This window comes from Bacillus nakamurai (assembly GCF_001584325.1).
GTDB classification, from domain to species: Bacteria; Bacillota; Bacilli; order Bacillales; family Bacillaceae; genus Bacillus; species Bacillus nakamurai.
The window spans coordinates 1-25,305 of the sequence record NZ_LSAZ01000005.1 but is presented as its reverse complement, the minus strand read 5'-3'; the positions used below and the strand labels follow the sequence as shown (position 1 = coordinate 25,305).

The 25,305-nt window shown below is 44.2% G+C and carries 23 protein-coding genes; 8 read left to right on the top strand and 15 right to left on the bottom strand.

Annotation, left to right across the window (positions count from 1 at the left end; all coding sequences use genetic code 11):
• Window position 1: 1 nt before the first annotated feature.
• From rpsF to AXI59_RS03075, 5 genes are all read right to left on the bottom strand, one after another.
• A complete protein-coding gene (rpsF, locus tag AXI59_RS03095) occupies window positions 2-289 on the bottom strand; it encodes a 30S ribosomal protein S6 (protein WP_061522749.1) in 288 nt (95 codons plus the stop codon).
• A 110-nt stretch (window positions 290-399) separates the two neighbouring features.
• Window positions 400-1,500, bottom strand: coding sequence for a redox-regulated ATPase YchF (ychF, locus tag AXI59_RS03090; protein ID WP_061522748.1), 1,101 nt, complete (start codon window positions 1,498-1,500; stop codon window positions 400-402).
• Between the two features lie 126 nt (window positions 1,501-1,626).
• Window positions 1,627-3,630, bottom strand: coding sequence for a molybdopterin-dependent oxidoreductase (locus tag AXI59_RS03085; protein ID WP_061527356.1), 2,004 nt, complete (start codon window positions 3,628-3,630; stop codon window positions 1,627-1,629).
• Between the two features lie 46 nt (window positions 3,631-3,676).
• Window positions 3,677-3,883: a DUF951 domain-containing protein gene (locus tag AXI59_RS03080; RefSeq protein WP_007615075.1), complete on the bottom strand. Its 207-nt coding sequence runs from the start codon at window positions 3,881-3,883 to the stop codon at window positions 3,677-3,679.
• Window positions 3,884-3,968: 85 nt separating this feature from the next.
• Window positions 3,969-4,973, bottom strand: a complete 1,005-nt coding sequence (locus tag AXI59_RS03075; protein ID WP_061522746.1) for a YkvI family membrane protein — start codon at window positions 4,971-4,973, stop codon at window positions 3,969-3,971.
• 401 nt (window positions 4,974-5,374) lie between these two features.
• Between AXI59_RS03075 and yyaC the strand changes: the two genes are divergently transcribed.
• On the top strand, window positions 5,375-5,989 hold the full coding sequence (yyaC, locus tag AXI59_RS03070) for a spore protease YyaC (RefSeq protein ID WP_061522745.1): 615 nt from the start codon (window positions 5,375-5,377) through the stop codon (window positions 5,987-5,989).
• 30 nt (window positions 5,990-6,019) lie between these two features.
• On the opposite strand, the gene AXI59_RS03065 is transcribed toward yyaC, so the two are convergent.
• From AXI59_RS03065 to rpmH, 10 genes are all read right to left on the bottom strand, one after another.
• The gene (locus AXI59_RS03065; protein ID WP_061522744.1) at window positions 6,020-6,871 is read right to left on the bottom strand and encodes a ParB/RepB/Spo0J family partition protein; all 852 of its coding nucleotides are present in this window, start codon (window positions 6,869-6,871) and stop codon (window positions 6,020-6,022) included.
• Window positions 6,864-7,625 (bottom strand): sporulation initiation inhibitor protein Soj, encoded by a 762-nt coding sequence (gene soj / locus AXI59_RS03060; protein WP_061527355.1) that lies wholly within the window; start codon window positions 7,623-7,625, stop codon window positions 6,864-6,866. The genes AXI59_RS03065 and soj overlap by 8 nt, the downstream gene beginning before the upstream one ends.
• Before the next feature lie 307 nt (window positions 7,626-7,932).
• Entirely contained in the window at window positions 7,933-8,784 is an 852-nt protein-coding gene (gene noc / locus AXI59_RS03055; protein ID WP_061527354.1) for a nucleoid occlusion protein, read from the bottom strand.
• 121 nt (window positions 8,785-8,905) lie between these two features.
• A complete protein-coding gene (rsmG, locus tag AXI59_RS03050) occupies window positions 8,906-9,625 on the bottom strand; it encodes a 16S rRNA (guanine(527)-N(7))-methyltransferase RsmG (RefSeq protein ID WP_061527353.1) in 720 nt (239 codons plus the stop codon).
• Between the two features lie 13 nt (window positions 9,626-9,638).
• Window positions 9,639-11,525 (bottom strand): tRNA uridine-5-carboxymethylaminomethyl(34) synthesis enzyme MnmG, encoded by a 1,887-nt coding sequence (gene mnmG, locus AXI59_RS03045; protein WP_061527352.1) that lies wholly within the window; start codon window positions 11,523-11,525, stop codon window positions 9,639-9,641.
• Window positions 11,526-11,541: 16 nt separating this feature from the next.
• Window positions 11,542-12,921 (bottom strand): tRNA uridine-5-carboxymethylaminomethyl(34) synthesis GTPase MnmE, encoded by a 1,380-nt coding sequence (mnmE, locus tag AXI59_RS03040; protein WP_061522739.1) that lies wholly within the window; start codon window positions 12,919-12,921, stop codon window positions 11,542-11,544.
• Between the two features lie 290 nt (window positions 12,922-13,211).
• Window positions 13,212-13,853 (bottom strand): RNA-binding cell elongation regulator Jag/EloR, encoded by a 642-nt coding sequence (jag, locus tag AXI59_RS03035; protein ID WP_061522738.1) that lies wholly within the window; start codon window positions 13,851-13,853, stop codon window positions 13,212-13,214.
• On the bottom strand, window positions 13,850-14,599 hold the full coding sequence (spoIIIJ, locus tag AXI59_RS03030) for a YidC family membrane integrase SpoIIIJ (RefSeq protein WP_061522737.1): 750 nt from the start codon (window positions 14,597-14,599) through the stop codon (window positions 13,850-13,852). Before spoIIIJ ends, jag begins: the two co-directional genes overlap by 4 nt.
• Window positions 14,600-14,761: 162 nt before the next feature.
• Window positions 14,762-15,112, bottom strand: a complete 351-nt coding sequence (gene rnpA / locus AXI59_RS03025; protein WP_061522736.1) for a ribonuclease P protein component — start codon at window positions 15,110-15,112, stop codon at window positions 14,762-14,764.
• 154 nt (window positions 15,113-15,266) lie between these two features.
• Window positions 15,267-15,401 (bottom strand): 50S ribosomal protein L34, encoded by a 135-nt coding sequence (rpmH, locus tag AXI59_RS19115; protein ID WP_003178075.1) that lies wholly within the window; start codon window positions 15,399-15,401, stop codon window positions 15,267-15,269.
• Between the two features lie 618 nt (window positions 15,402-16,019).
• Here rpmH and dnaA point away from each other — a divergent pair.
• The 7 genes from dnaA to gyrA all read left to right on the top strand — a co-directional run bounded on the left by dnaA (window position 16,020) and on the right by gyrA (window position 25,088).
• On the top strand, window positions 16,020-17,360 hold the full coding sequence (dnaA, locus tag AXI59_RS03020) for a chromosomal replication initiator protein DnaA (protein WP_061527351.1): 1,341 nt from the start codon (window positions 16,020-16,022) through the stop codon (window positions 17,358-17,360).
• 185 nt (window positions 17,361-17,545) lie between these two features.
• Entirely contained in the window at window positions 17,546-18,682 is a 1,137-nt protein-coding gene (gene dnaN, locus AXI59_RS03015; protein WP_061527350.1) for a DNA polymerase III subunit beta, read from the top strand.
• 133 nt (window positions 18,683-18,815) lie between these two features.
• Window positions 18,816-19,031, top strand: coding sequence for a ribosome maturation protein RlbA (rlbA, locus tag AXI59_RS03010; protein WP_004392910.1), 216 nt, complete (start codon window positions 18,816-18,818; stop codon window positions 19,029-19,031).
• A gap of 14 nt (window positions 19,032-19,045) precedes the next feature.
• The gene (gene recF, locus AXI59_RS03005) at window positions 19,046-20,158 is read left to right on the top strand and encodes a DNA replication/repair protein RecF (protein WP_061522733.1); all 1,113 of its coding nucleotides are present in this window, start codon (window positions 19,046-19,048) and stop codon (window positions 20,156-20,158) included.
• 17 nt (window positions 20,159-20,175) lie between these two features.
• On the top strand, window positions 20,176-20,421 hold the full coding sequence (gene remB, locus AXI59_RS03000; RefSeq protein WP_061522732.1) for an extracellular matrix regulator RemB: 246 nt from the start codon (window positions 20,176-20,178) through the stop codon (window positions 20,419-20,421).
• Between the two features lie 56 nt (window positions 20,422-20,477).
• Window positions 20,478-22,394 (top strand): DNA topoisomerase (ATP-hydrolyzing) subunit B, encoded by a 1,917-nt coding sequence (gyrB, locus tag AXI59_RS02995; RefSeq protein ID WP_061522764.1) that lies wholly within the window; start codon window positions 20,478-20,480, stop codon window positions 22,392-22,394.
• Between the two features lie 225 nt (window positions 22,395-22,619).
• Complete coding sequence (gene gyrA, locus AXI59_RS02990) at window positions 22,620-25,088, top strand: DNA gyrase subunit A (RefSeq protein ID WP_061527349.1); 2,469 nt, start codon at window positions 22,620-22,622, stop codon at window positions 25,086-25,088.
• Window positions 25,089-25,305: the final 217 nt, after the last annotated feature.

Sequence of the window (25,305 nt, the reverse complement as noted above, 5' to 3'; positions counted from 1 at the left end):
CTTATTCTTCTTCTTTAACAACGATGTGGCGAATGATATCGTCACTGATCTTAGCCAAACGGTCGAATTCAGCAACCGCTGCAGCATCAGACTGAACGTTTACGATTTGGTAGAAACCGTCGCGGAAATCGTTGATTTCGTAAGCTAAACGACGTTTACCCCAATCTTTTGTTCCAGTGATCTCCGCTCCGTTAGAAGTCAAAACGTTGCTGAAACGCTCGATAACTGCCTTCTTTGACTCATCGTCAATGTTCGGACGGATAATGTACATAACTTCGTACTTTCTCATCTGTTTGCACCTCCTTTTGGACTAAGCGGCCCTAAATGGGCAAGGAGCAATAATTCTATTACTCACAAGTTTATATTATACCAAAGCTCTTGTCCCTTTACAACTGTGTCCTATACATTAAATCGGAAATGAATGACATCTCCGTCTTTTACAACATATTCCTTGCCTTCAAGGCGCACTTTTCCGGCTTCTTTAGCGCCTGACATGCCGCCGCCCGCGAGAAGATCTTCATAAGCGACAGTTTCAGCGCGGATAAAGCCGCGTTCAAAGTCAGTGTGAATAATTCCCGCACATTCAGGGGCTTTCATGCCTTTTTTGAACGTCCATGCACGGACTTCCTGTTCGCCTGCCGTGAAGTATGTCGCAAGGCCGAGAAGAGAATAGGACGCCTTAATCAGCTGATCAAGGCCTGATTCTTCAATTCCGAGCTCTTCAAGAAACATTTGCTTTTCTTCCCCTTCAAGCTCAGCAATTTCAGATTCAATTTTCGCGCAGACGACGATGACTTCGGCGTTTTCACCCGCAGCATACTCACGGATTTTCGCGACGTATTCATTTCCTGACGGATCAGCCACTTCATCTTCGCTCACATTCGCCACATACAGCACCGGTTTTGACGTCAGCAAATGAAGCTGCTTCACAAGCTTTTGCTGTTCTTCCGTAAATTCAACGGAACGGGCCGGCTTTTCTTGCTCAAACGCCTCTTTTAATTTAGACAAAATATCAAACTCGATAACCGCTTCTTTGTCTTTTTGCTTTGCAAGCTTGCTCACGCGGACAATGCGTTTTTCGACCGTCTCCATGTCAGCAAGGATCAGCTCAAGGTTAATCGTTTCAATATCATCAATCGGATCAACTTTTCCTGAAACGTGTGTAATATTGTCGTCAGCGAATGCACGCACAACGTGGCAGATCGCATCAACCTGACGAATATGAGAAAGAAATTTATTTCCGAGTCCTTCACCTTTTGACGCGCCTTTTACAATCCCGGCGATATCTGTAAACTCAAACGCAGTCGGAACCGTTTTTTTCGGTTTGACCAGTTCAGTCAGCTTTTGCAGACGTTCGTCAGGCACTTCCACGATTCCGACGTTCGGATCAATCGTACAGAACGGGTAGTTGGCTGATTCGGCACCAGCCTGGGTAATTGCATTAAACAACGTCGATTTTCCGACATTCGGCAAACCGACAATTCCAGCAGTTAAAGCCATTCTTTCATCTCCTCTATATCAAACCATCATCGTATAAACGTAATGTAAACCTAGAGCAATTATAAGGAGGTTCATGTGAAAAGACAAGCTGGGAAAAAAGCATTTCCGGCTTTCTCTTTCCTTAGATTATCCTTTTTTAACCGCTACCAGACAGTCAAAAAGCGTACTTCCCATTCCATTATCGGAATTTGTATCATTTGTAAGCATGTTGACGGAGCCGCCGAATGCCGACCACATGCCTTCATCTATGTTCACCGTCTTCGGATGAGCCTGCTTCATTACCTTTACTTTTCCGCGCAGACGCCCCCGGTCATTGAACACTTCTGCCGTATCTCCGTCTTGGAGAGAAAGCTCCTCCGCAATATCTGGTGAAAGATCCACCTGAACCTGCTGTAGCTTTTCAATAAACGGGACATGCTGCGAATGATTAGAACGCTGCGGATGAATGGACAATAACGTGTACGGGTATTTCTCAGCAAGCTCTCCGTCATGATAAACAGACTCCTCAGGAACCTCCAATTGAGGCAGGCCGCTGTAACCTTTCTCCTCTGCAAGAGAAGACACAAACTCAAATTTTCCGCTCGGCGTCAAAAATTGATAATCATCCCACGGAACCTGCTTAACCGGAAGCGGCAAATGGCCCTTCTCCTTCAATTTTTCAAGGGTGATTCCCTTATGCTCCAAAGAAGAAAGCCCCATTTGTAAAAACTCTTCCGCACTATAGTCAAACAGCTCACCGAATCCGAGACGCTTTGCAAGCTCGGTCCAAATCCAACGGTCAGATTTTGCTTCTCCCTGCGGTTCCACAAGCTTTTTACCGTATTGTACATAATGATGATACATGCTTGAGCAGTAAATATCCTCTTCTTCAAAAACGGCAGCCGTCGGCAGCACATAATCACAGAGCTTCGCCGTATCGGTCATGATAGAATCGATAGCCACTGTGACCGGCGTCTTCTCAAACGCTTCCTTTACTTTTCCCGTATTGGGGACTTGCGTGAGCGGATTGCCGCAAGTGACAATGATCATCTCAATGGGAGGATCGGCTGCATTCAGCGCCTCTTCGGCCTGCGTCATCATCGAAAATGTTCTCGTGCTTTTTCTCAGCTCAGGACGTGTGATCTCCGGCTTGGCAAAACTTTCACCGACTTGGACATTTCCAAAATTTGCTCCGCCGCCTTTGATCCCGACATTCCCGCTCGCAGCAGCCAAAGCGTCAATCCAGCGTATCGTCCCGCCGCCATTTTTATATCGCTGCATTCCAAGACCCATAAATGTAGAAGCAGGACCATCAGCATATAAATCAGCAAGGTATTTAAGCTCTTCTATGGCCGTTTCTGTTTTCTCAGTAATTTCATCTAACGAAATCGTTTGTAACAGCTTTTCTATTTCTTCAAAACCGACGGAATGCTGCTGAATAAAATCCGTATCCGTTCTGCCGGTTTGCCATAATATTTTTAATACACCCGCGGCGAGCCAGCCATCCATTCCCGGTTTAACGGAGATATACCGATCCGCAAGCTTCGCAGTCGGGTTAAAAATGGGGTCAATGACCGTCAGTGTAGCGCCCTTTTTCTTCACCTGCTGCAAGTGATGATAGAGATGCATATTCGTACGGGAAACGTTTCTGCCCCATACTATCACATGCTTACTATGATAAATATCAAGCGGGCCATGGCCGTACGAGCGCCCGAAATCCCATCGCTGCGCTTCTATGCCGGAACCCCAGCAAATGCTCCCTGTAATCTCCGTTACACCGCCGTAGCCATTGAAAAAACGCTGGTCAAGAGCCTTTAACAGACCGTTATTGGCATAATCATGGCTATGAAGCACCGCCGTTGTGCCCGCAGTCTCCTTGATCACCGCCATTTTTTCCGCAATGTCATCCAATGCCTGCTCCCAGGAAATGCGGACAAACTCACCATTCTGCTTTTTCAAGGGGAAACGAAGCCGTTCCGGCGCATTGATTTTCGTCTCCAGCATTCTGCCCCGGCCGCAAATTTTCCCTTCTGTAATTGGATGATTCGGATCGCCGTCTACTTTCGTTACCTTGCCGTCCTCAACTGTCACCAAAAAACCGCAGCTGTCCCAGCAATTCAGCGGACACGCTGACTGATGCACTTTGCTCATCAGGTCTCTCCCTCTCTTCTATATGAAAAAGCATGAGCGCAAGCCTCTATGATGTAGGCTCCTCATGCTTGACGAGTACTTTCTTCAGCTTTCTTTCAAAATCTCTTCTCGGAATCATAACGCTGTGGGAACATCCCATGCATTTAATCCGAATATCCATTCCCATCCGAATGATTTTCCATCTGTTCTCACCGCACGGGTGCGGTTTCTTCATTTCAACAATATCATTCAGGCCAAAGTCTTTATCCGCCAAGACCCTTCACCTCTCTTCATAGACTGCTTTATTTATTGTACAAAAAAAGAGAGGATAAGAGCAATGACCGCACTCAAAATGACACTTATATTTTTTTCCATTTACCTAATATCGGATAAAGCAGCAAACACACCAGCAAATAAAGATTCAAAAGCCCGTAAATAGGATATAAAAAAGCGATCAAATCTGAAAAACCAATTGTCGTAAAAGGCACCATCGCGGCCAAAAGGAGAAATACGAGCGCCCACCTCGGCAGTTTTACAAAAGCAAGCATACGGCTCGACAATCCGAATAACCCTGACACAGTTGTTGTATATATCGCCAAAAACAGCACGGCAGCCATAAAGAGAAATAACGGATAGGGAGCACCCTCAAGTACGGCGAACAGGGGAATCTCATATTGTGAAAGACTGCCCGAAAGCTGTACAAGTGTCTCATTATAAACAAATGAAATGACGCCAAAGATCAACCCGCTCGCCACACTGGCGATTTTCGCTTCCCCAAGTCCCTTCATATCCTTACCGACAGAAGAGAGGATCGCTACAACCGAAAGAATATTTAAAGAGGTAAATGTAATACTAGCCGGCCAATTGTATTGCCGGGCCAAATCAATGGTCCACGTATAGTGATGGGTTGTCTGAAAAAAAATCAATGCATAAAGCAGGCCCGCCACAAGAATCGGTATTAAAATACTATTTAACGATAATATTCCTTTGATATCCCAAAAGAATAAACAGACGGTAACCCCGCAAAAAAGCAAAATGCCAATCCAAAACGGAAGCTTGTACATCTGCAAGGTCACTCCGCCTCCCGCAATCATCACCGTTGTTGTCGAAAATAAATAAAACATAATAAGAACATCATAGACTTTGGCAAGCAGCGGCCCCATAAGATGCTCAAGCACCGGTAAAAAATGCGCAGATTGAACCCGATAGCTGATCTTCAACACGATATAAGCCGAAATGCTGAACATGACCGTAAACAATACAATAGCCAGTCCGCTTTCTACGCCGAAAAACTGCCATATTTCCTGTCCGCTTGCATATCCGGCCCCAATCAGGCTGCTTAATATGAGCAGCATCCATCTCATCCCGGCTCTCCACAACCTTATCACCTCATAGGTAAAAATTCTGCTTGTTCCCGCATACTGCTACTATATTGAGGGACTTCAGCAATCATTCATACAAACGAGATAAATATGATATGATATTAAATATTGAATAATCAGACTTCTTTTACATGATAGACCACAACGGCATTAAAAATATAAAATCACCGATATGTCGATATGGTTTTACTCACACATGCACTTGGAGTACCGCTCTAGGTTCATTTTTTTCCTCTATTCCTTTCCTTCTTTTAAAACTTACCGCACAGCTAATCACTCCCATAAAGCATAAAAAAAGATGCCGCTGGATATACTGTAAACAACCATACATAACCAAAAACAACAATGTAATATTCGTATGACATGACAAGGAAGTGAACCCTATGAATCGAAAAGGCGGGCTTTTTTCTCAAGAACGGGCAAAGCAATATGTTTCACATACGGATTCTGCTGCCGCAAACCAAATACAAGCAATCCTCGCTTCATCCTTACGTAAAGCAGCCGGCAGACCGTTAGTAACCGTGTGTATCGGCACAGATCGATCTACCGGAGATTCATTAGGTCCGCTCGTAGGATCAAAATTAGAGAAGATGGAGTTAGGCAGATTGCATGTGTACGGAACTCTGTCAGATCCGGTTCACGCAGTAAATATGAAAGACAAACTCAAGGAAATTCAACGCATACATAGAAACCCGTTTGTTATTGCGGTCGATGCGTGTTTAGGCCGCGTTAAAAGTGTAGGGTCATTTCAGATCGGCGATGGGCCGCTTAAACCCGGAGCGGGCGTACAGAAAGACCTGCCTGAGATCGGGGACATTCACATTAATGGCATTGTCAATGTAAGCGGGTTTATGGAGTATTTCGTCCTGCAAAATACGAGGCTTCACCTCGTCATGAGCATGGCAAATGTTTTAGCTGAGGGCTTACAATTAACAGATAAGGCAGAAGGAAGACAGGAGCGGCTTAATCCGTTCCATAAGCTTTCGAGGCGCATATAAAAAACCATCTTTCACAAAAAAGATGGTTTTTTAAGATTCTCTTTCAGACAAAAGCTCAAGAATGCGTTCAAGATCTTCGTTAGAGAAAAATTCAATCTCAATTTTCCCCTTTTTCTTTTGTCTCTTAATATTTACAGTTGTCCCGAAGTAGTTTTGCAAATACGATTCTCGCTCTTTTAAGACAACATCCTGAACAGGTTCTTTTTTCTTTGTTTCACGTGAAACATTGCTGTTTAATTGCTGAATCAGCTGCTCCAACTGGCGTACGTTTAGCTGTTCGTCAACCACTTTCTTAACTAGCGGTTCGAGCTTACTTTTGTTTTTCAAACCGAGTAACGTTCTGCCGTGCCCCATAGATAACGTGCCTTCGGCAATCAGCTGCTGGATGCTCTCAGGAAGCGTCAGCAATCTTAGATGGTTTGCAATATGAGGTCTGCTTTTCCCAAGCCGTTTAGCTAATTGTTCTTGTGTAAGATCTAAATGCTTCAGCAGCGAATCATACGCCAAGGCTTCTTCAAGCGGTGATAGATCTTCACGCTGAAGGTTTTCCAATAAGGCGATTTCCCGCATCAGTGATTCAGATAACTCACGCACAATAGCTGGCACAGTATCTTTACCGGCAAGCTTAGCGGCACGATAACGGCGTTCACCGGCGACAATATCATAACCCTTTAACGATTTTCTTACTATGATAGGCTGGAGAATGCCATGCTGTAAAACAGATTCCTTTAATTCAGCTAATGACTCCTCGTCAAAATGCTTTCTTGGCTGATAAGGATTAGGCCGTAAATCGCTGATTTTAATTTCCTCAACCGTCTCTTCAGACAAATCAACTTGATTAAACAACGCATTAATCCCTTTTCCGAGCCCACCTTTAGCCATTCGCTGCCACTTCCTTTGCTAAATCTAAATATACTTCCGCACCTCTCGAACGCGGATCGTATAATATAATCGGCTTGCCGTGACTCGGCGCCTCACTTAAACGGACATTACGAGGGATAATGGTCTGGTACACCTTATCTCTAAAATATTTCTTCACCTCTTCTATGACCTGAATGCCGAGATTCGTTCTCGCATCAAGCATCGTCAGAAGCACTCCTTCAATCATTAAGTCGGTATTTAAATGCTTTTGCACGAGCCGCACTGTATTTAATAATTGACTTAATCCTTCAAGAGCGTAATATTCGCATTGAACCGGGATAACGACTGAATCTGAGGCAGTAAGCGCGTTGATCGTTAATAACCCGAGAGACGGCGGACAATCGATAATCATGTAATCATAATTTTGTTTAACTGATTCTAATGCTCTTTTTAACCGGACCTCCCTTGAGATCGTCGGAACCAATTCTATTTCCGCTCCTGCAAGCTGTATCGTGGCCGGAATGACATCTAAGTTCTCTACTGAAGTCGGTTTAATAATATTTGTTACATCTGCGTCATCTACTAGAATATCGTACACACAATGATCCACATCGGCTTTTTCAATCCCTAATCCGCTCGTTGCATTGCCCTGCGGATCGATATCAACAAGAAGAACCCTTTTACCTATGTAAGCCAAACAAGCCCCAAGATTAACAGAAGTCGTCGTTTTTCCGACTCCGCCTTTTTGGTTCGTAATTGCTATGATTTTTCCCACGATGTCACCTACCTTCACATGAACATGTACTGTCTTGACTCTATATTATCAAAAAAAGAGTAAAGCGTTTTATTTTTTTCATAATTTGTTTATCGGTAAGAGAAAAAAATGTAAAGTAAAAAAACGCTTTCTCTTATAAGTTCTCTCATAACGGTACTTTTTTGACTGTAAAAAGACATGTTACGTTGCAGAAAGAAAAATTTTACACTTACCAAATTAATGTATAGAAACGAAACTTATTATTATACTAATATAACTAAAGTTTTTTCCTTATAAAATAAAAACTCCCCTGCTATCAGGAGAGTTTTTATTTAGGTATCCGAATCGTCAATTGAATGTACTCTTCGAATTCTTCTTCCTCAGTATTCAGCCTGACGCCGCTGTCTTCAACCATTGACAGTGACTGGCGGATCGTATTCATCGCGATTCTTGTATCCCTGCTGAACGCCTTGCGTCTCGGTTTCGGTTTCCGCTTATCCTGTTCAAGCATTTTAACCACACGGTCTTCCGTCTGCTTTACGTTTAAGCTTTTCTCGATGATTTCCGCGAGCAATGTGATTTGGAGATCGGGCTGCTTGAGCGGAATCATGGCTCTCGCATGGCGTTCCGTAATTTTTTTCTCCATAATCGCTTCCTGGACGGGTTCAGGCAGCTTTAACAAGCGGAGTTTGTTCGCAATCGTTGACTGGCCTTTTCCTAAACGCTGCGCCAAGGCTTCCTGCGTCAAATCGTGGAGCTCTAACAGCCTTGCATATGCATGCGCTTCCTCAATAGAAGACAATTCTTCCCTTTGCAGGTTTTCAATCAAAGCGACAGATGCTGTTTCAGTATCAGAGAAATCCTTTATAATAGCGGGAATCTTCTCCCATTCGAGCGTCTGTACCGCTCTCCAGCGCCTTTCACCCGCAATGAGCTCATATTGTCCTTCATCCTCTGTATGTCTGACAACAATCGGCTGAATAATGCCGTGTGTATGAATGGTCATTGCTAACTCTTTGATTTTTTCATCTGAGAAAATGGTGCGTGGCTGAAAACGGTTGGGAACGATAGCATGTACCGGTATTTCGAGTATCTCTTCTTTGTTTGTATCATGCTCAGCTATCTCCGGTTCCTCTTCCTTCTCACCAAGCCCGAAGAAACGAGAGAATGAATGCTTCATGTACCTACACCACCTTTAAAAACTGCCATTTTTATAATTCTATTTTCTCATGGTTTTTCCTGCTGTATCTTCATCAATTTTGAAGAAAATATGATGGAATTGTCACATCAGGCTGTCTAAATTACCCTTCAATTGGCGATTTATTAGGAGTTCCCGGTTTTCTCGGATATTTTTTCGGAGTGCTTTTTGTTTTGCGGATGATGATGATGTTCCGCTCACTTTCTTCAACGGGAAGTGTGAAGGAGTAGATATCTTCAAGCTCTCCGCCCAAAACTTTAATCGCCTTTTGCCCCGCTTTCAGCTCTTCATCAGCGGCTGCCGCTTTTAACGCGGCAAATACGCCGTTTTTCTTGACCAATGGAAGACAAAGCTCACTCAGCACCGAAAGACGCGCAACTGCGCGGGCTGTTACGAGATCAAAGCTTTCCCGAACTTCCTTCCGTTGTCCGAATGTCTCCGCCCTGTCATGGACAAACGTCGTATGCTCCAATTGTAAAGCGTCAGACAAGTTTTCCAAAAAGGTAATCCGCTTATTTAGTGAATCGACGATGGTAACATGCAGATGCGGGAAGCAGATTTTGATGGGCAGACTGGGGAAACCGGCGCCCGCGCCCACATCACAAAGGCTTGTAATGTTTTCAAAATCAATATAAAATGCCGCCGTAATCGAATCATAAAAATGCTTAAGATATACTTCCTTTTTCTCAGTGATGGAAGTCAGATTCATTTTTTCGTTCCATTCCACGAGCATCTCATAATACAACTCGAACTGCTCCAGCTGGCGGTCAGAAAGGGAAATCCCTTTCTCCGCTAAACCGGATGTAAATTCCTCTATATTCATACCGTCATCCTTTCTATTCAGCTACCTTGGCAATACGGCCCTGCTCTAAGTACACAAGCAGGATTGAGATGTCTGCCGGATTGACACCGGAAATACGTGAAGCCTGAGCAACTGATAAAGGTCGCACTTCTTTCAGCTTTTGACGGGCCTCTGTGGCAATTCCTTTAATCGCGTCATAATCAATCCGATCAGGAATTTTTTTGTTTTCCATTTTCTTTAGCTTTTCAACTTGCTGAAGGGATTTTTCAATATACCCTTCATATTTCACTTGGATTTCCACTTGCTCCGCCACATCTTGCGGAACCGGGGAATCAGCCGGCGCAAGTTTTGTTACCGTTTCATAGTTCATTTCAGGACGTTTCATCAAATCAGTGCCGCGCACCCCGTCTTTTAATTCGCTTCCGCCAAGAGATCGAATATACTCCTGGTTTTCAGCAGTCGGCTTGATAATAACTGACCAGAGGCGTTTTTTCTCAGCCTCAATCGCCGCTTTTTTCTTTTTAAACGCTTCAAAGCGCTCGTCAGAAATTAAGCCGATCTCATGGCCGATTTCCGTCAGACGGAGATCCGCGTTGTCATGGCGAAGCAGCAGTCTGTATTCCGCCCGTGAAGTCAATAGACGGTATGGTTCATTGGTGCCTTTTGTAACCAAATCATCAATTAATACTCCGATATAAGCATCGGAACGGCTGAGAATGACTTCTTCTTTTCCAAGCGCTTTACGGCCGGCGTTAATTCCTGCCATAATTCCTTGTCCAGCGGCTTCCTCGTAACCTGATGTACCGTTGATTTGGCCGGCTGTAAACAGATTAGGGATTTTTTTCGTCTCCAGTGTAGGCCAAAGCTGTGTCGGAACAATCGCGTCATACTCAATCGCATAACCGGCTCTCATCATTTGCACATTTTCCAATCCCGGAATGGTCGCAAGCATCCGCTGCTGTACATCCTCAGGGAGACTTGTAGATAGCCCTTGAACATATACTTCCTGCGTATTTCTGCCTTCCGGCTCAAGGAAAATCTGATGGCGCGGTTTATCATTAAATCGGACGACTTTATCTTCAATGGAAGGACAATATCTCGGACCCGTCCCTTTAATCATACCGGAATACATTGGCGAACGGTGCAGGTTGCTGTCGATGATCTCATGAGTCTCAGGACTTGTATAAGTCAGCCAGCAAGGAAGCTGATCCGTAATGTATTCAACCGTTTCATAGGAGAAAGCGCGCGGAACTGAATCCCCCGGCTGAATTTCCGTTTTGCTGTAATCAATCGAATCGCTTGAGACACGCGGAGGCGTTCCCGTTTTAAAACGAACAAGATCGAAACCAAGCTCCTCCAAATGCTCAGAAAGTTTAATAGACGGCTGCTGGTTATTCGGGCCGCTTGAGTAAGATAAATCACCTAAAATGATTCTTCCTCTCAGGTAGGTTCCGGTTGTCAGAACTACCGTTTTCGCCTTGTATTCAGCACCGGTTTGCGTAATGACGCCCCGGCACTCTCCGTCTTCAATAATTAAGCGCTCCGCAATTCCCTGCAGCAGCGTTACATTCGGTGTTTTTTCAAGCGTACGTTTCATCTCATGCTGGTATTGGAATTTATCCGCCTGCGCACGCAGCGCACGCACAGCCGGTCCTTTTCCTGTATTCAGCATTCTCATTTGAATATGAGTTTTATCTATATTTCTAGCCATTTCTCCGCCGAGCGCGTCAATTTCGCGGACGACAATCCCTTTCGCGGGGCCGCCGACAGACGGATTACATGGCATAAACGCAACCATATCAAGATTAATCGTCAAAACAAGCGTTTTGGCTCCTTGGCGCGCTGATGCGAGGGCAGCCTCAACACCTGCATGCCCGGCGCCAATGACAATCACGTCGTATTGGCCTGCTTCATACCCCATGGTTTTTTCCTCCCTTTTATTTTCCTAAACAAAACTGTGAAAAGAGCTGATCGATTAAGCTTTCGTGGACGGCATCACCGATGATTTCGCCCAACAGTTCCCAGCATCGTGTCAAGTCAATCTGCACCATATCGATCGGTACATCCTGTTCAATTCCGTTAAGCGCATCTTCAATAGCTTGTTTCGCCTGATGCAGAATTGAAATATGACGGGTGTTGCTGACATAGGTAAGATCTCCGCTTTCGATCGCTCCTGTATAAAATAACGACTGAATCGCTTCCTCTAAGTCATTAATGCCTTCTTCTTTCAGCAATGAGGTCGTGACGACGGGACGGCCGTTTGCAAGCTCCGTGACGCGCTCAGCGTCAATCTTAGCCTCAAGATCCGTCTTATTCATAATGACAATGACGTCCATTCCCTCAACCGCTTCGAACAACTTGACATCTTCTTCAGAAAGCTCTTCGCTGTAATTAAGCACGAGCAAAATTAAATCCGCTTCCTTCAGAACCTGGCGTGAACGCTCAACGCCGATTCTTTCCACAATGTCCTCTGTCTCACGAATACCGGCCGTATCAACCAGCCGGAGCGGCACGCCCCGGACATTGACGTATTCCTCGATCACATCACGCGTCGTTCCCGGAATATCGGTCACAATCGCTTTCGTTTCATGGACAAGGCTGTTAAGCAAAGAGGATTTCCCCACATTCGGACGGCCGATAATAACGGTAGACAGCCCTTCACGCAAAATTTTCCCCTGCTCAGATGTCCGCAGCAGCGCATCGATTTCTTTCTTCACGCCGCTTGCCTTCTCTACTAATAGCTGATGCGTCATTTCTTCCACGTCATCATATTCCGGATAATCTATATTTACCTCAACATGGGCGAGGGTTTCTAACAATTCGTCACGCAGACGGCGGACAAGCGCTGAAAGGCGCCCTTCCATTTGATTCATGGCGACATTCATGGCACGGTCCGTTTTCGCTCTGATTAAATCCATCACAGCTTCCGCCTGCGAAAGGTCAATCCGCCCGTTTAAAAATGCGCGCTTCGTAAACTCACCGGGTTCGGCCAATCTCGCCCCTTCTCTTAAAGCAAGCTGGAGCACTTGATTCACGGTCACAATTCCTCCGTGACAATTGATTTCAATCACGTCTTCCCTCGTGAATGTTCTCGGCGCTCTTAAAACAGACACCATCACTTCCTCAATGATCCGTCCTGTCCGGCTGTCTGCAATATGGCCGTAATGAATGGTATGGGATTCCGCTGAACTGAGCGTTTTCCCTTTCGGTCCCTTGTACATTCTGTCGGCGATTTGTACGGCTTCAGGCCCGCTCAGCCGAACGATCGCAATCGCGCCTTCCCCCATCGGAGTAGAAATCGCTGCAATTGTATCCATGCTGTTCACCTCTCTTTATCTCTGTTTCCATCTATATAAAAAAAATTTATTTATGCCAAAATTAAAAGATAACATAGTTTGGTTTGAAGTGGAAGATGCGTTATCCACAGAAGCAGAAATTCGTCCCTTATTACTTTAACTTATCCACATGTGAATAACAATTAATTTTATTTCCTAAAATCTTTTTTATCAACAGCATACACCGAAAAAGTAAAAACTTAAACGCCAAAAGTGTGATTCTATATAGGAAAACAGCCATTTTTTCGAATAAAAAAACCGAAGTTCCGATTTTATCCGGACTTCGGTTTTTTGCTATCTTTATGGGAAATAACGAGATGGCGATACCGGCCTTCACCGGTAGAAAAAGTTTTGATTTTTGGATGTTTCGAAAGGGCGTCATGGATGATTTTTCTTTCACCTGACGGCATCGGTTCTAAATGAACGTCTTTTTTCGTTTTTAACACCTGATTGGCCAGTCGGTTAGCCAGCTGATCCAAAATTTCTTTTCTTTTTTGGCGATAATTCTCTGCATCAACCACGGCTTGGCGATATTGACCGGAGCCGCGGTTTAACACAAGCTGCGTCAGCGTTTCAAGGGCATTTAAAGTCTGGCCTCTTTTCCCTATCAGCAATGCCGCATTTTCGCCATTAATGTAAAAGTGAACCGTTTTTTTACTTTCTGCAACGGCAACATCAGACGGCCCGGCAATGGTTTTGATAATTCCTTCCAGATACGCTTTTGCTTCCTGGACGGGGAATTTTTTCTCAACCAGCTCTACGACCGCCTTCTTTTTGCCAAAAATACCCAAAAACCCGTTATATCCTTCTTGCACCACTGTTATTTCTACTTGATCTCTTGTTAATTGAAGTTCTTGAAGGCCTGATTGCACTGCTTCTTCGACATGTCGTCCTGCAGCAGTCACCTTCCTCACTTTTTCTTTCCTCCCGCTTTCTGCGTTTCCGGCTCTTTTTTAATATCCGGCCCTTTAATAAGGAATGTCTGAGCAATCATAAACAGGTTGCCGACTACCCAATAAAGAGAAAGTGCACTAGGGAAGTTAATCGCAAATACGATAATCATAATCGGCATAATCCAAACCATCATCGCCATTTGAGGGTTTTGGGCAGGATTTCCGGCCATCATCAGCTTCTGCTGAACGAATGTGGCCACACCGGCAACGATAGGAAGAATATAATAAGGATCTTTCTCTCCTAAATCAAACCACAAAAAGCTGTGCTGTGAAATGGCTTGCGTCCGCATAATAGCGTGGTAAAACCCGATTAAAATCGGCATTTGGATCAGAATCGGAAAACAGCCTGCCAGCGGGTTAACCCCGTGCTTTGAAAACAGGGCCATCGTTTCCTGCTGAAGCTTTTGCTGCGTTTTTTGATCTTTTGAGCTGTATTTTTCCCTAAGCTTCTGCATCTCAGGCTGAAGCGCCTGCATCGCTTTAGAGCTTCGGAGCTGCTTGATCATCAGCGGCAAAATCAATAGGCGGATTAAAATAGTGACAATAATAATCGATAATCCGTAGTTGTCTCCCGTCAGTTTCGCTACATACGTAATGACTTCCGACAATGGGTACACAATATACTTGTCCCAGAAATGCGGGCTGTTTGCCGTAATCGGTTCTTTCACACTCGAGCAGCCAGCCAGCAGCACGAGCATACCGACCATACTCAGTAGTAACCATATTCTCCTTTTCAAGAACGTTTCCTCCTATACCAATCTTTATAAACACTTGTATGTATTTTAGCATCTTTCAGTTTTAAAATGGCGGTCATTTTTCGCCAATCAAAAGGAAGCGCTTTTAAAATCGTGAAGAAAACAAAACATGAGCTATTTCGACGAAGATTTCTTATATAAAGAGGTTTTTCTAAATAAGTGCTGCAGGCTTTTTTTCGTTTCCTCAAAACTGAGTTCGCTTGCGGGTTTTCTTGCAATAATAATAAAATCTTTCGGCTTCAGCAGCTCTCTTTCCTCCTGAATCGCCTGCCTGATTAAACGCTTTACCCGATTGCGCATCACGGCATTGCCGATTTTTTTACTGACAGAAAGTCCTACCCGAAGCTCTTTCTGCTGCGGCTGATCAAGCGTATACAGCACGAACTGGCGGTTTGCCATAGACGTCCCGCGTTTAAACACTTTTTGAAAATCTTCATTTTTCTTTAACCGATTTCGCTTCTTCACTCTGATTCACTCCGATATTTACTCGCAGAAACTTTTATTTCTATCTAAAAAAAACGGGCCGCCGGAATACTGAAGAAATTTCTCCAATACCGGGCGACGCATGACATATCTTTTCTCTTAATGTGAAAAAAGACCACTGACATTATTCAGTGGCCTAAGCTGATAATACTTTTCTGCCTTTGCGGCGACGGCGTGCTAATACTAGACGACCGTTTTTTGAACTCATACGGCTTCTGAAGCCATGAACTTTACTGCGTTTACGGTTATTCGGTTGGAATGTTCTTTTCATTTATGACACCTCCCTCGAGGAATAGCTGTTAAAGACAGTCTTACTTATTATATTTGTGTTGCCTATTCATTGTCAACTTCACAGTGCTTTTATTTCTTACAACCATAATAGGATAACATACCTTCACCAGTTTAGAAACCTTATTTTTCATATTCCTTTTTTTAACGCAAAAAAAGCCGCCCTTTCCGTAAAAAAAGCGGAATGTGGATATCTTTTCAGTCATTTTTTAATATCCACAATCGTTATCGACAACATTTTCACATTGCCCACTCCTGTGGACAACGATTTTTCAACAAGTTGTCAGGTTTGTGGATAAGATCATGAGAACCATTGCAAGTCCTCGCTTAATTTGATATTATATTTGTGTTTTAACTCTTAATTACTGATCCGGCCTATTCTCTTTATCCACAAAGTGTGGATAAGTTGTGGATTGTTTTCACACAGCTTGTGTAGAATGTTGTCCACAAGTTGTGGAATTTGTCGAAAAGCTATTTTTCTACTATACTATATGTTTTCAACATTACGTGTGTACGAATGGTCAGAGCCATACGCTCTTTTTTGTGTTCTATAACAGAAAAAAGACGCTGATTTTAAAGAAAAGGAGGGCTGTGCCGGATAATGGAGAATATATTGGATCTTTGGAATCAAGCTTTAGCTCAAATAGAGAAGAAGTTAAGCAAACCGAGCTTCGAAACTTGGATGAAATCAACAAAAGCCCATTCACTGCACGGGGATACCTTAACGATCACCGCTCCTAATGAATTTGCCAGAGACTGGCTGGAGTCCAGATACTTACATCTCATTGCAGATACTATATATGAATTAACCGGGGAAGAATTGAGTATTAAGTTTGTCATCCCTCAAAATCAGGATGCGGAAGACTTTATGCCGAAACCTCAAGTAAAAAAGGCGGCAAAAGAGGAACCGTCTGATTTTCCCCAAAGCATGCTCAACCCGAAATATACATTCGACACGTTTGTCATCGGATCGGGAAACCGATTCGCCCATGCGGCGTCACTGGCTGTAGCGGAAGCACCCGCTAAAGCGTACAACCCCTTATTTATATACGGGGGAGTCGGCTTAGGAAAAACCCACTTAATGCACGCAATCGGCCATTATGTCATAGATCATAATCCTTCAGCCAAAGTGGTGTACCTGTCTTCCGAAAAATTCACAAATGAATTCATCAACTCGATCCGCGACAATAAAGCCGTTGATTTCCGCAACCGCTATCGCAACGTTGATGTACTTTTGATAGATGATATTCAATTTTTAGCCGGAAAAGAACAAACACAGGAAGAGTTTTTCCATACCTTCAACACGCTTCATGAAGAAAGCAAACAAATCGTTATCTCAAGCGACAGGCCGCCAAAAGAGATTCCGACTCTTGAAGACCGGCTGCGCTCGCGTTTTGAATGGGGGCTGATTACAGATATCACGCCGCCTGATCTGGAAACAAGGATCGCCATTCTGAGGAAAAAAGCGAAAGCGGAAGGCCTTGATATTCCAAACGAGGTTATGCTTTACATCGCGAATCAGATCGACAGCAACATCAGGGAACTGGAAGGGGCATTAATACGGGTTGTCGCCTATTCATCCTTGATTAATAAAGACATTAATGCCGATCTGGCTGCAGAAGCGTTAAAAGATATCATTCCGTCTTCCAAGCCGAAGGTCATTACCATAAAAGAAATTCAGCGGATCGTAGGCCAGCAATTCAACATTAAGCTTGAGGATTTTAAAGCGAAAAAACGGACGAAATCCGTCGCGTTCCCAAGACAAATCGCCATGTATCTTTCCAGAGAAATGACGGACTCCTCTTTGCCTAAAATCGGTGAAGAATTCGGCGGAAGAGACCATACAACCGTCATTCACGCTCATGAAAAGATTTCAAAACTGCTGATTGATGACGAACAGCTTCAGCAGCATGTGAAAGAAATAAAAGAACTGCTTAAATAATAGAGCCCTCGGATGAACCCGGGAAAGTGTGAATAACTTTTCTATAGCCATGCACAGTCTGTCCACATGTGGATAGGCTGTGTTTCCTGTCTTTTTCACAACTTATCCACAAATCCACAGGCCCTACTATTACTACTGCTATTTTTAAAATATATTTATATTAATTATCCGTTAGGAGGATAAAAATGAAATTCACGATTCAAAAAGATCGTTTAGTTGAAAGTGTCCAAGACGTTCTAAAAGCCGTTTCATCCAGAACAACAATCCCCATTCTGACCGGTATCAAAATCGTAGCTTCGGATGAAGGAGTTTCTTTTACAGGAAGCGACTCTGATATTTCAATCGAGTCATTCATTCCAAAAGAAGATGATGATAAAGAAATCGTCACGATTGATCAGCCGGGAAGCATTGTGCTGCAAGCGCGCTTCTTCAGCGAAATCGTTAAAAAGCTGCCGATGGCAACTGTAGAAATTGAAGTCCAAAATCAATATTTAACGATTATCCGCTCCGGAAAAGCCGAATTTAACCTAAACGGCCTTGATGCAGATGAATATCCTCATCTTCCGCAGATTGAAGAGCATCATGCCATTCAAATTCCGACGGATCTTTTGAAAAACTTAATTCGTCAAACCGTGTTCGCTGTGTCCGCCTCAGAAACACGCCCTATCTTGACAGGTGTAAACTGGAAAGTGGAAAACGGTGAATTATTATGCACTGCGACGGACAGCCACCGTCTCGCTTTAAGAAAAGCAAAGCTTGATATTTCTGAAGACAGCTCATATAACGTCGTGATTCCGGGAAAAAGCTTAACTGAACTGAGCAAAATTCTCGATGATAATCAAGAACTCGTCGATATCGTCATTACAGAAACGCAAGTTCTGTTTAAAGCGAAAAACGTATTGTTCTTCTCGCGATTGCTTGACGGAAACTACCCTGACACGACCAGCCTGATTCCGCAGGAAAGCAAAACTGAAATCGTCGTGAACACAAAGGAATTTTTGCAGGCGATAGACCGCGCCTCTTTATTGGCAAGAGAAGGCCGTAACAACGTCGTTAAGCTTTCTGCTAAACCGGCGGAATCGCTTGAGATTTCATCAAACTCTCCTGAAATCGGGAAAGTGGTCGAAGCGGTGCTTGCCGATCAGATTGATGGTGAGGAATTAAATATTTCATTTAGTCCAAAATATATGATGGACGCATTGAAAGTACTTGAAGGAGCGGACATTCGTATCAGCTTCACGGGAGCGATGAGACCGTTTCTTATCCGTACGCCGAATGATGAAACCATCGTTCAGCTCATCCTTCCGGTCAGAACGTATTAATCAAAAGAATCTGCTGCCGACTGGGTTCGGCAGCTTTTCTATTCATCAGACGCTCCCTCAAGTTTTCCCTTTCCTTATTTCAGGATTTTTTAGTACAATTAGATATTAGTGATATTTGAAAGAGGTCGATATTATGGCAAATCCGATTTCGATTGATACAGAAATGATTACGCTTGGCCAGTTTTTAAAATTAGCGGATGTGATTCAGTCCGGCGGTATGGCGAAGTGGTTTCTGAGCGAGCATGAGGTGACTGTCAACAATGAACCGGACAATCGCCGCGGCAGAAAGCTTTATGTTGGAGACGTGGTCGCGATTGAAGGATTTGGTTCATTTCAAGTCGTCAATTAAAGCGGGTGACAGGGTTGTATATCCAAAATTTAGAATTAACATCCTACCGTAATTATGAGCACGCTGAGCTTCAATTTGAAAACAAGGTGAATGTGATCATCGGAGAGAATGCCCAAGGAAAGACAAATCTGATGGAGGCAATCTATGTTTTGTCGATGGCAAAATCGCATCGCACCTCAAATGACAAAGAACTTATACGGTGGGACGAAGACTATGCTAAAATAGAAGGAAGAGTGATGAAGCGAAACGGGGACATCCCAATGCAGCTTGTCATTTCCAAAAAAGGTAAAAAGGGCAAGGTCAATCATATAGAGCAGCAAAAACTCAGTCAGTATGTCGGAGCGCTGAACACCATTATGTTTGCCCCTGAGGACTTAAACCTTGTGAAGGGCAGCCCCCAGGTGAGGCGGAGATTTCTTGATATGGAGATCGGGCAGGTATCTGCCGTATATCTGTATGATTTGTCCCTTTATCAAAAAATCCTATCGCAGCGGAATCATTTTTTAAAGCAGCTTCAAAGCAGGAAACAGACTGACAGAACCATGCTTGATGTTCTGACTGACCAGCTGATTGAGGCTGCCGCAAAGGTTGTCGTCAAACGCCTGCAATTCACGGCGCAGCTTGAAAAATGGGCGCAGCCGATCCATTCCGGCATTTCACGAGGGCTTGAAGAGCTGACACTGAAGTACCACACGGCGCTTGAGGTATCAGATCCCAAAGATTTGTCGAAAATAGGTAATAGCTACCAGGAGTCTTTTTCAAAATTAAAAGAAAAAGAAATAGAACGAGGTGTCACGCTGTTCGGACCGCATCGGGATGATGTCCTTTTTTATGTTAACGGACGCGATGTGCAGACTTATGGTTCGCAGGGACAGCAGAGGACGACGGCTTTATCTCTCAAGCTTGCCGAAATCGATTTGATTCATGAAGAAATCGGAGAATATCCCATTTTACTTTTGGATGATGTACTAAGCGAACTGGATGATTACCGCCAGTCCCATTTGCTTCATACAATCCAAGGCCGTGTGCAAACATTTGTCACCACGACGAGTGTGGATGGCATTGACCACGAAACCTTACATCAAGCAGGAATGTTCCGTGTGGAAAACGGTGCGTTAGTGAAGTGAAGAAATGAGGTGAGCGATTGTATATTCATTTAGGTGACGACTTTGTCGTTTCAACACGCGATATTGTCGGGATTTTTGACTGCAAGGTAAATGTATCGCCGATTGTTGAAGAATTTCTGAGCAGACAGAAACAAAAAGTGGTGCCGTCCGTAAACGGCACGCCAAAGTCTATCGTAGTCACGACTGAGAATATATATTACTCTCCCTTATCTTCCGGCACATTAAAGAAACGTGCGCAATTTATGTTAGAAATAGATTCTTAGCGGATCTTTAAAATGAATATATCGTTTAAGAAAAGTGTAGGTGAATGTGCATGGCTATGGAACAGCAGCAAAATAGTTATGATGAAAATCAGATACAGGTATTAGAAGGATTGGAAGCTGTTCGAAAGAGACCGGGGATGTACATCGGATCAACAAACAGCAAAGGCCTTCACCATTTGGTATGGGAAATTGTCGATAACAGTATTGACGAAGCCCTGGCCGGTTATTGTACAGATATTAACATCGAGATTGAAAAAGATAACAGCATTACCGTAAAGGATAACGGGCGCGGAATTCCGGTCGGTATTCAGGAGAAAATGGGCCGTCCTGCGGTTGAAGTCATTATGACCGTTCTCCACGCCGGCGGAAAATTCGACGGAAGCGGATATAAAGTATCCGGCGGTCTTCACGGTGTAGGGGCCTCTGTCGTAAACGCCCTATCGACCACTTTGGACGTTACGGTTCACCGCGACGGAAAAATTCATTATCAAGCGTATGAACGCGGCGTACCGGTGGCTGATCTTGAAGTCATCGGCGATACAGATAAGACCGGAACGATTACGCACTTCGTTCCCGATCCGGAAATCTTTAAAGAAACAACAGAATATGATTATGATCTGCTTTCTAACCGTGTTCGCGAATTAGCCTTTCTGACAAAAGGCGTAAACATCACGATTGAAGATAAACGTGAAGGACAAGAGCGTAAAAACGAGTACCATTACGAAGGCGGAATTAAGAGCTACGTTGAATACTTGAACCGTTCAAAAGAAGTCATTCATGAAGAGCCGATCTACATTGAAGGCGAAAAAGACGGAATTACGGTTGAAGTCGCATTACAATACAACGACAGCTATACAAGCAACATTTATTCTTTCACAAACAATATCAACACATACGAAGGCGGAACACACGAAGCCGGCTTTAAAACCGGTTTAACCCGGGTGATTAACGATTATGCAAGAAGAAAAGGGATTTTCAAAGAAAGCGATCCGAATTTAAGCGGGGATGATGTGAGAGAAGGGTTAACCGCCATTATTTCAATCAAGCACCCTGATCCGCAGTTCGAAGGACAAACGAAAACGAAGCTCGGCAACTCGGAAGCGAGAACGATCACTGATACGCTGTTTTCTTCAGCGCTGGAAACGTTCCTTCTTGAAAATCCGGACTCAGCCCGCAAAATCGTTGAAAAAGGTTTAATGGCTGCGAGAGCGCGGATGGCTGCGAAAAAAGCCCGCGAATTAACGCGCCGGAAAAGCGCCCTTGAGATTTCTAATCTGCCGGGTAAGCTCGCAGACTGTTCCTCAAAAGATCCGAGTATCTCAGAGCTGTATATCGTAGAGGGTGACTCTGCGGGAGGATCAGCGAAACAGGGACGTGACCGTCACTTCCAAGCCATTTTGCCGCTTCGGGGTAAGATCCTGAACGTTGAAAAGGCCAGACTTGATAAGATCCTCTCCAATAATGAGGTCAGGTCAATGATTACGGCGCTCGGAACAGGGATTGGAGAAGACTTTAATCTCGAAAAAGCGCGTTATCATAAAGTTGTCATCATGACCGATGCCGATGTAGACGGCGCGCACATCAGAACGCTTTTATTGACGTTCTTTTACAGATACATGCGTGAGATTATTGAAAACGGCTATGTCTACATTGCTCAGCCGCCGCTTTACAAAGTGCAGCAGGGTAAACGGGTGGAATACGCTTATAACGATAAGCAGCTTGATGAACTCTTGAAGGAGCTTCCTCAATCACCTAAGCCCGGCTTGCAGCGTTATAAAGGACTTGGAGAAATGAACGCCACTCAGCTTTGGGAAACGACAATGGATCCGTCGACAAGAACGCTTTTACAAGTCAATCTTGAAGATGCGATGGATGCCGACGAAACGTTCGAAATGCTGATGGGCGACAAAGTAGAACCGCGCAGAAACTTCATAGAAGCAAATGCGAGATACGTGAAAAACCTAGATATTTAACTATGAAAGCCTTATTTTCGTTAAGAAATAAGGCTTTTTTCTCAAAGTGGCTCCGATCAGACTGAGAAAACCCGCAAAACCCGCAAAACCCGTACATTCTAGTAAATTAATGTGTATAAACACAAGTTTATTGATATAATGGAGAATAGTGAAATCGTATTGAAGATCATAATGGACAATCTACTCCCACATTATTTCATGTGATACTTCAGGGAGGTTTTTTTAATGAGTGAACAAAACACACCACAAGTACGTGAAGTCAATATCAGTCAGGAAATGCGGACATCCTTTCTGGACTATGCAATGAGCGTTATCGTCTCCCGGGCGCTTCCGGATGTGCGTGACGGTCTGAAGCCGGTCCACAGACGGATTTTATACGCGATGAATGATTTAGGCATGACCAGTGACAAGCCGTATAAAAAATCCGCCCGTATCGTCGGTGAAGTTATCGGTAAATACCACCCGCACGGAGACTCAGCGGTTTACGAGTCAATGGTCAGAATGGCGCAGGATTTTAACTATCGCTACATGCTTGTCGACGGACACGGCAACTTCGGTTCGGTAGACGGCGATTCAGCGGCTGCGATGCGTTATACAGAAGCGAGAATGTCAAAAATCGCAATGGAAATCCTCCGGGACATTACGAAAGACACGATTGATTATCAAGACAACTATGACGGTGCAGAAAGAGAGCCTGTCGTCATGCCTTCGAGATTTCCGAATCTGCTCGTAAACGGGGCTGCCGGCATCGCGGTCGGAATGGCGACAAACATTCCGCCTCACCAGCTGGGCGAAGTCATTGACGGGGTGCTTGCCGTAAGCGAAAACCCTGACATTACAAACCAGGAGCTGATGGAATTCATCCCTGGGCCTGATTTCCCGACAGCCGGTCAGATATTGGGCCGGAGCGGAATCCGCAAGGCATATGAATCAGGACGGGGATCTATCACCATTCGGGCCAAGGCTGAAATTGAACAGACCTCTTCAGGCAAAGAAAGAATCATCGTCACGGAAATTCCTTATCAGGTGAACAAAGCAAGATTAATCGAAAAAATCGCAGATCTTGTCCGAGATAAAAAAATCGAAGGAATCACAGATCTTCGTGACGAATCCGACCGTAACGGAATGAGAATCGTCATCGAAATCCGTCGTGATGCGAATGCGCATGTTATCTTAAATAACCTGTATAAGCAAACGTCGCTGCAAACATCTTTCGGGATCAATCTGCTGGCGCTTGTTGACGGGCAGCCGAAAGTATTAAGCCTGAAACAATGCCTAGAGCATTACCTTGATCACCAGAAAGTTGTCATACGGCGCAGAACGGCTTACGAACTTCGTAAAGCGGAAGCGAGAGCCCACATATTAGAAGGTTTAAGAGTCGCTCTCGATCATTTAGACGCAGTGATTTCTCTTATCCGTAATTCTCAGACGGCTGAGATTGCAAGAACCGGTTTAATCGAACAGTTTTCACTGACTGAAAAACAGGCGCAAGCCATCTTGGATATGCGTCTGCAGCGATTAACTGGTCTGGAGCGTGAAAAGATTGAGGAAGAATATCAATCGCTCGTTTCATTAATTGCCGAGCTTAAGGACATTTTGGCCAATGAAGAAAAAGTGCTCGAAATCATCCGCGAAGAGCTCACTGAAATTAAAGAACGCTTCAATGATGAGAGACGCACGGAAATTGTTACGTCCGGTCTTGAAACGATTGAAGACGAGGATCTCATAGAAAGAGAAAACGTCGTCATCACGCTCACTCATAACGGCTATATTAAACGCCTTCCAGCGTCAACATACCGCAGCCAAAAACGCGGCGGAAAAGGCGTACAGGGAATGGGCACGAACGAAGACGACTTTGTGGAGCACTTAATTTCCACTTCAACTCATGACACGATCCTTTTCTTCTCTAATAAAGGGAAAGTATATCGTTCAAAAGGCTATGAGGTCCCTGAATTCGGACGGACGGCAAAAGGCATCCCGATTATCAATCTGTTAGAGGTTGAAAAAGGCGAATGGATTAATGCCATCATTCCGGTCAGCACGTTTGATGAGGATCTTTACCTGTTCTTTACGACAAAACACGGCGTATCGAAACGTACGGCGCTGTCTCAGTTCGCCAATATACGCAATAACGGCCTGATTGCTCTCGGCCTCCGTGAAGATGATGAATTGATGGCTGTCCGTCTGACTGACGGCTCAAAGCAAATCATTATCGGTACTAAGAACGGTTTGCTGATCCGATTCCATGAAGAAGATGTAAGACAAATGGGACGGACTGCTGCAGGCGTAAAAGGCATTACCCTGACTGATGATGACGTAGTTGTTGGGATGGAGATCCTTGAAGAAGACTCTGATGTCCTCATCGTGACAGAAAACGGCTACGGCAAACGTACGCCGGCTGCTGACTACAGAGTCCAAAGCCGCGGCGGAAAGGGCCTTAAAACATGCAAAATTACTGAAAGCAACGGCCCGTTAGTAACGGTTAAAGCTACAAGAGGCGAAGAGGACTTAATGATTATCACCGCAAGCGGAGTGCTGATCAGAATGGATATAAATGATATTTCGGTCACCGGACGTGTAACGCAAGGTGTCCGCCTTATCCGCATGTCCGATGAAGAACACGTGGCGACTGTAGCGCTTGTTGAAAAGAATGAAGAAACACCGGAAGAATCAGAAGAAACAGAAGAAGTGTAATAAAAAAGTGCAGCTGTTACAGGCTGCACTTTTTACATATAAGGAAGTTGAAAAAAACTTTGACACAAGGCATGGATGCTGTTATAATTCTTTTTGTTGTCTTTTAATAAAGACAGCACACTAAAAAAATACTTTTTAAAAAAAGTATTGACCTAGTGAACTATAAATGTTATGATTAAGTGGTCGCTTCAAGAGTGACGGACAAAGTTCTTTGAAA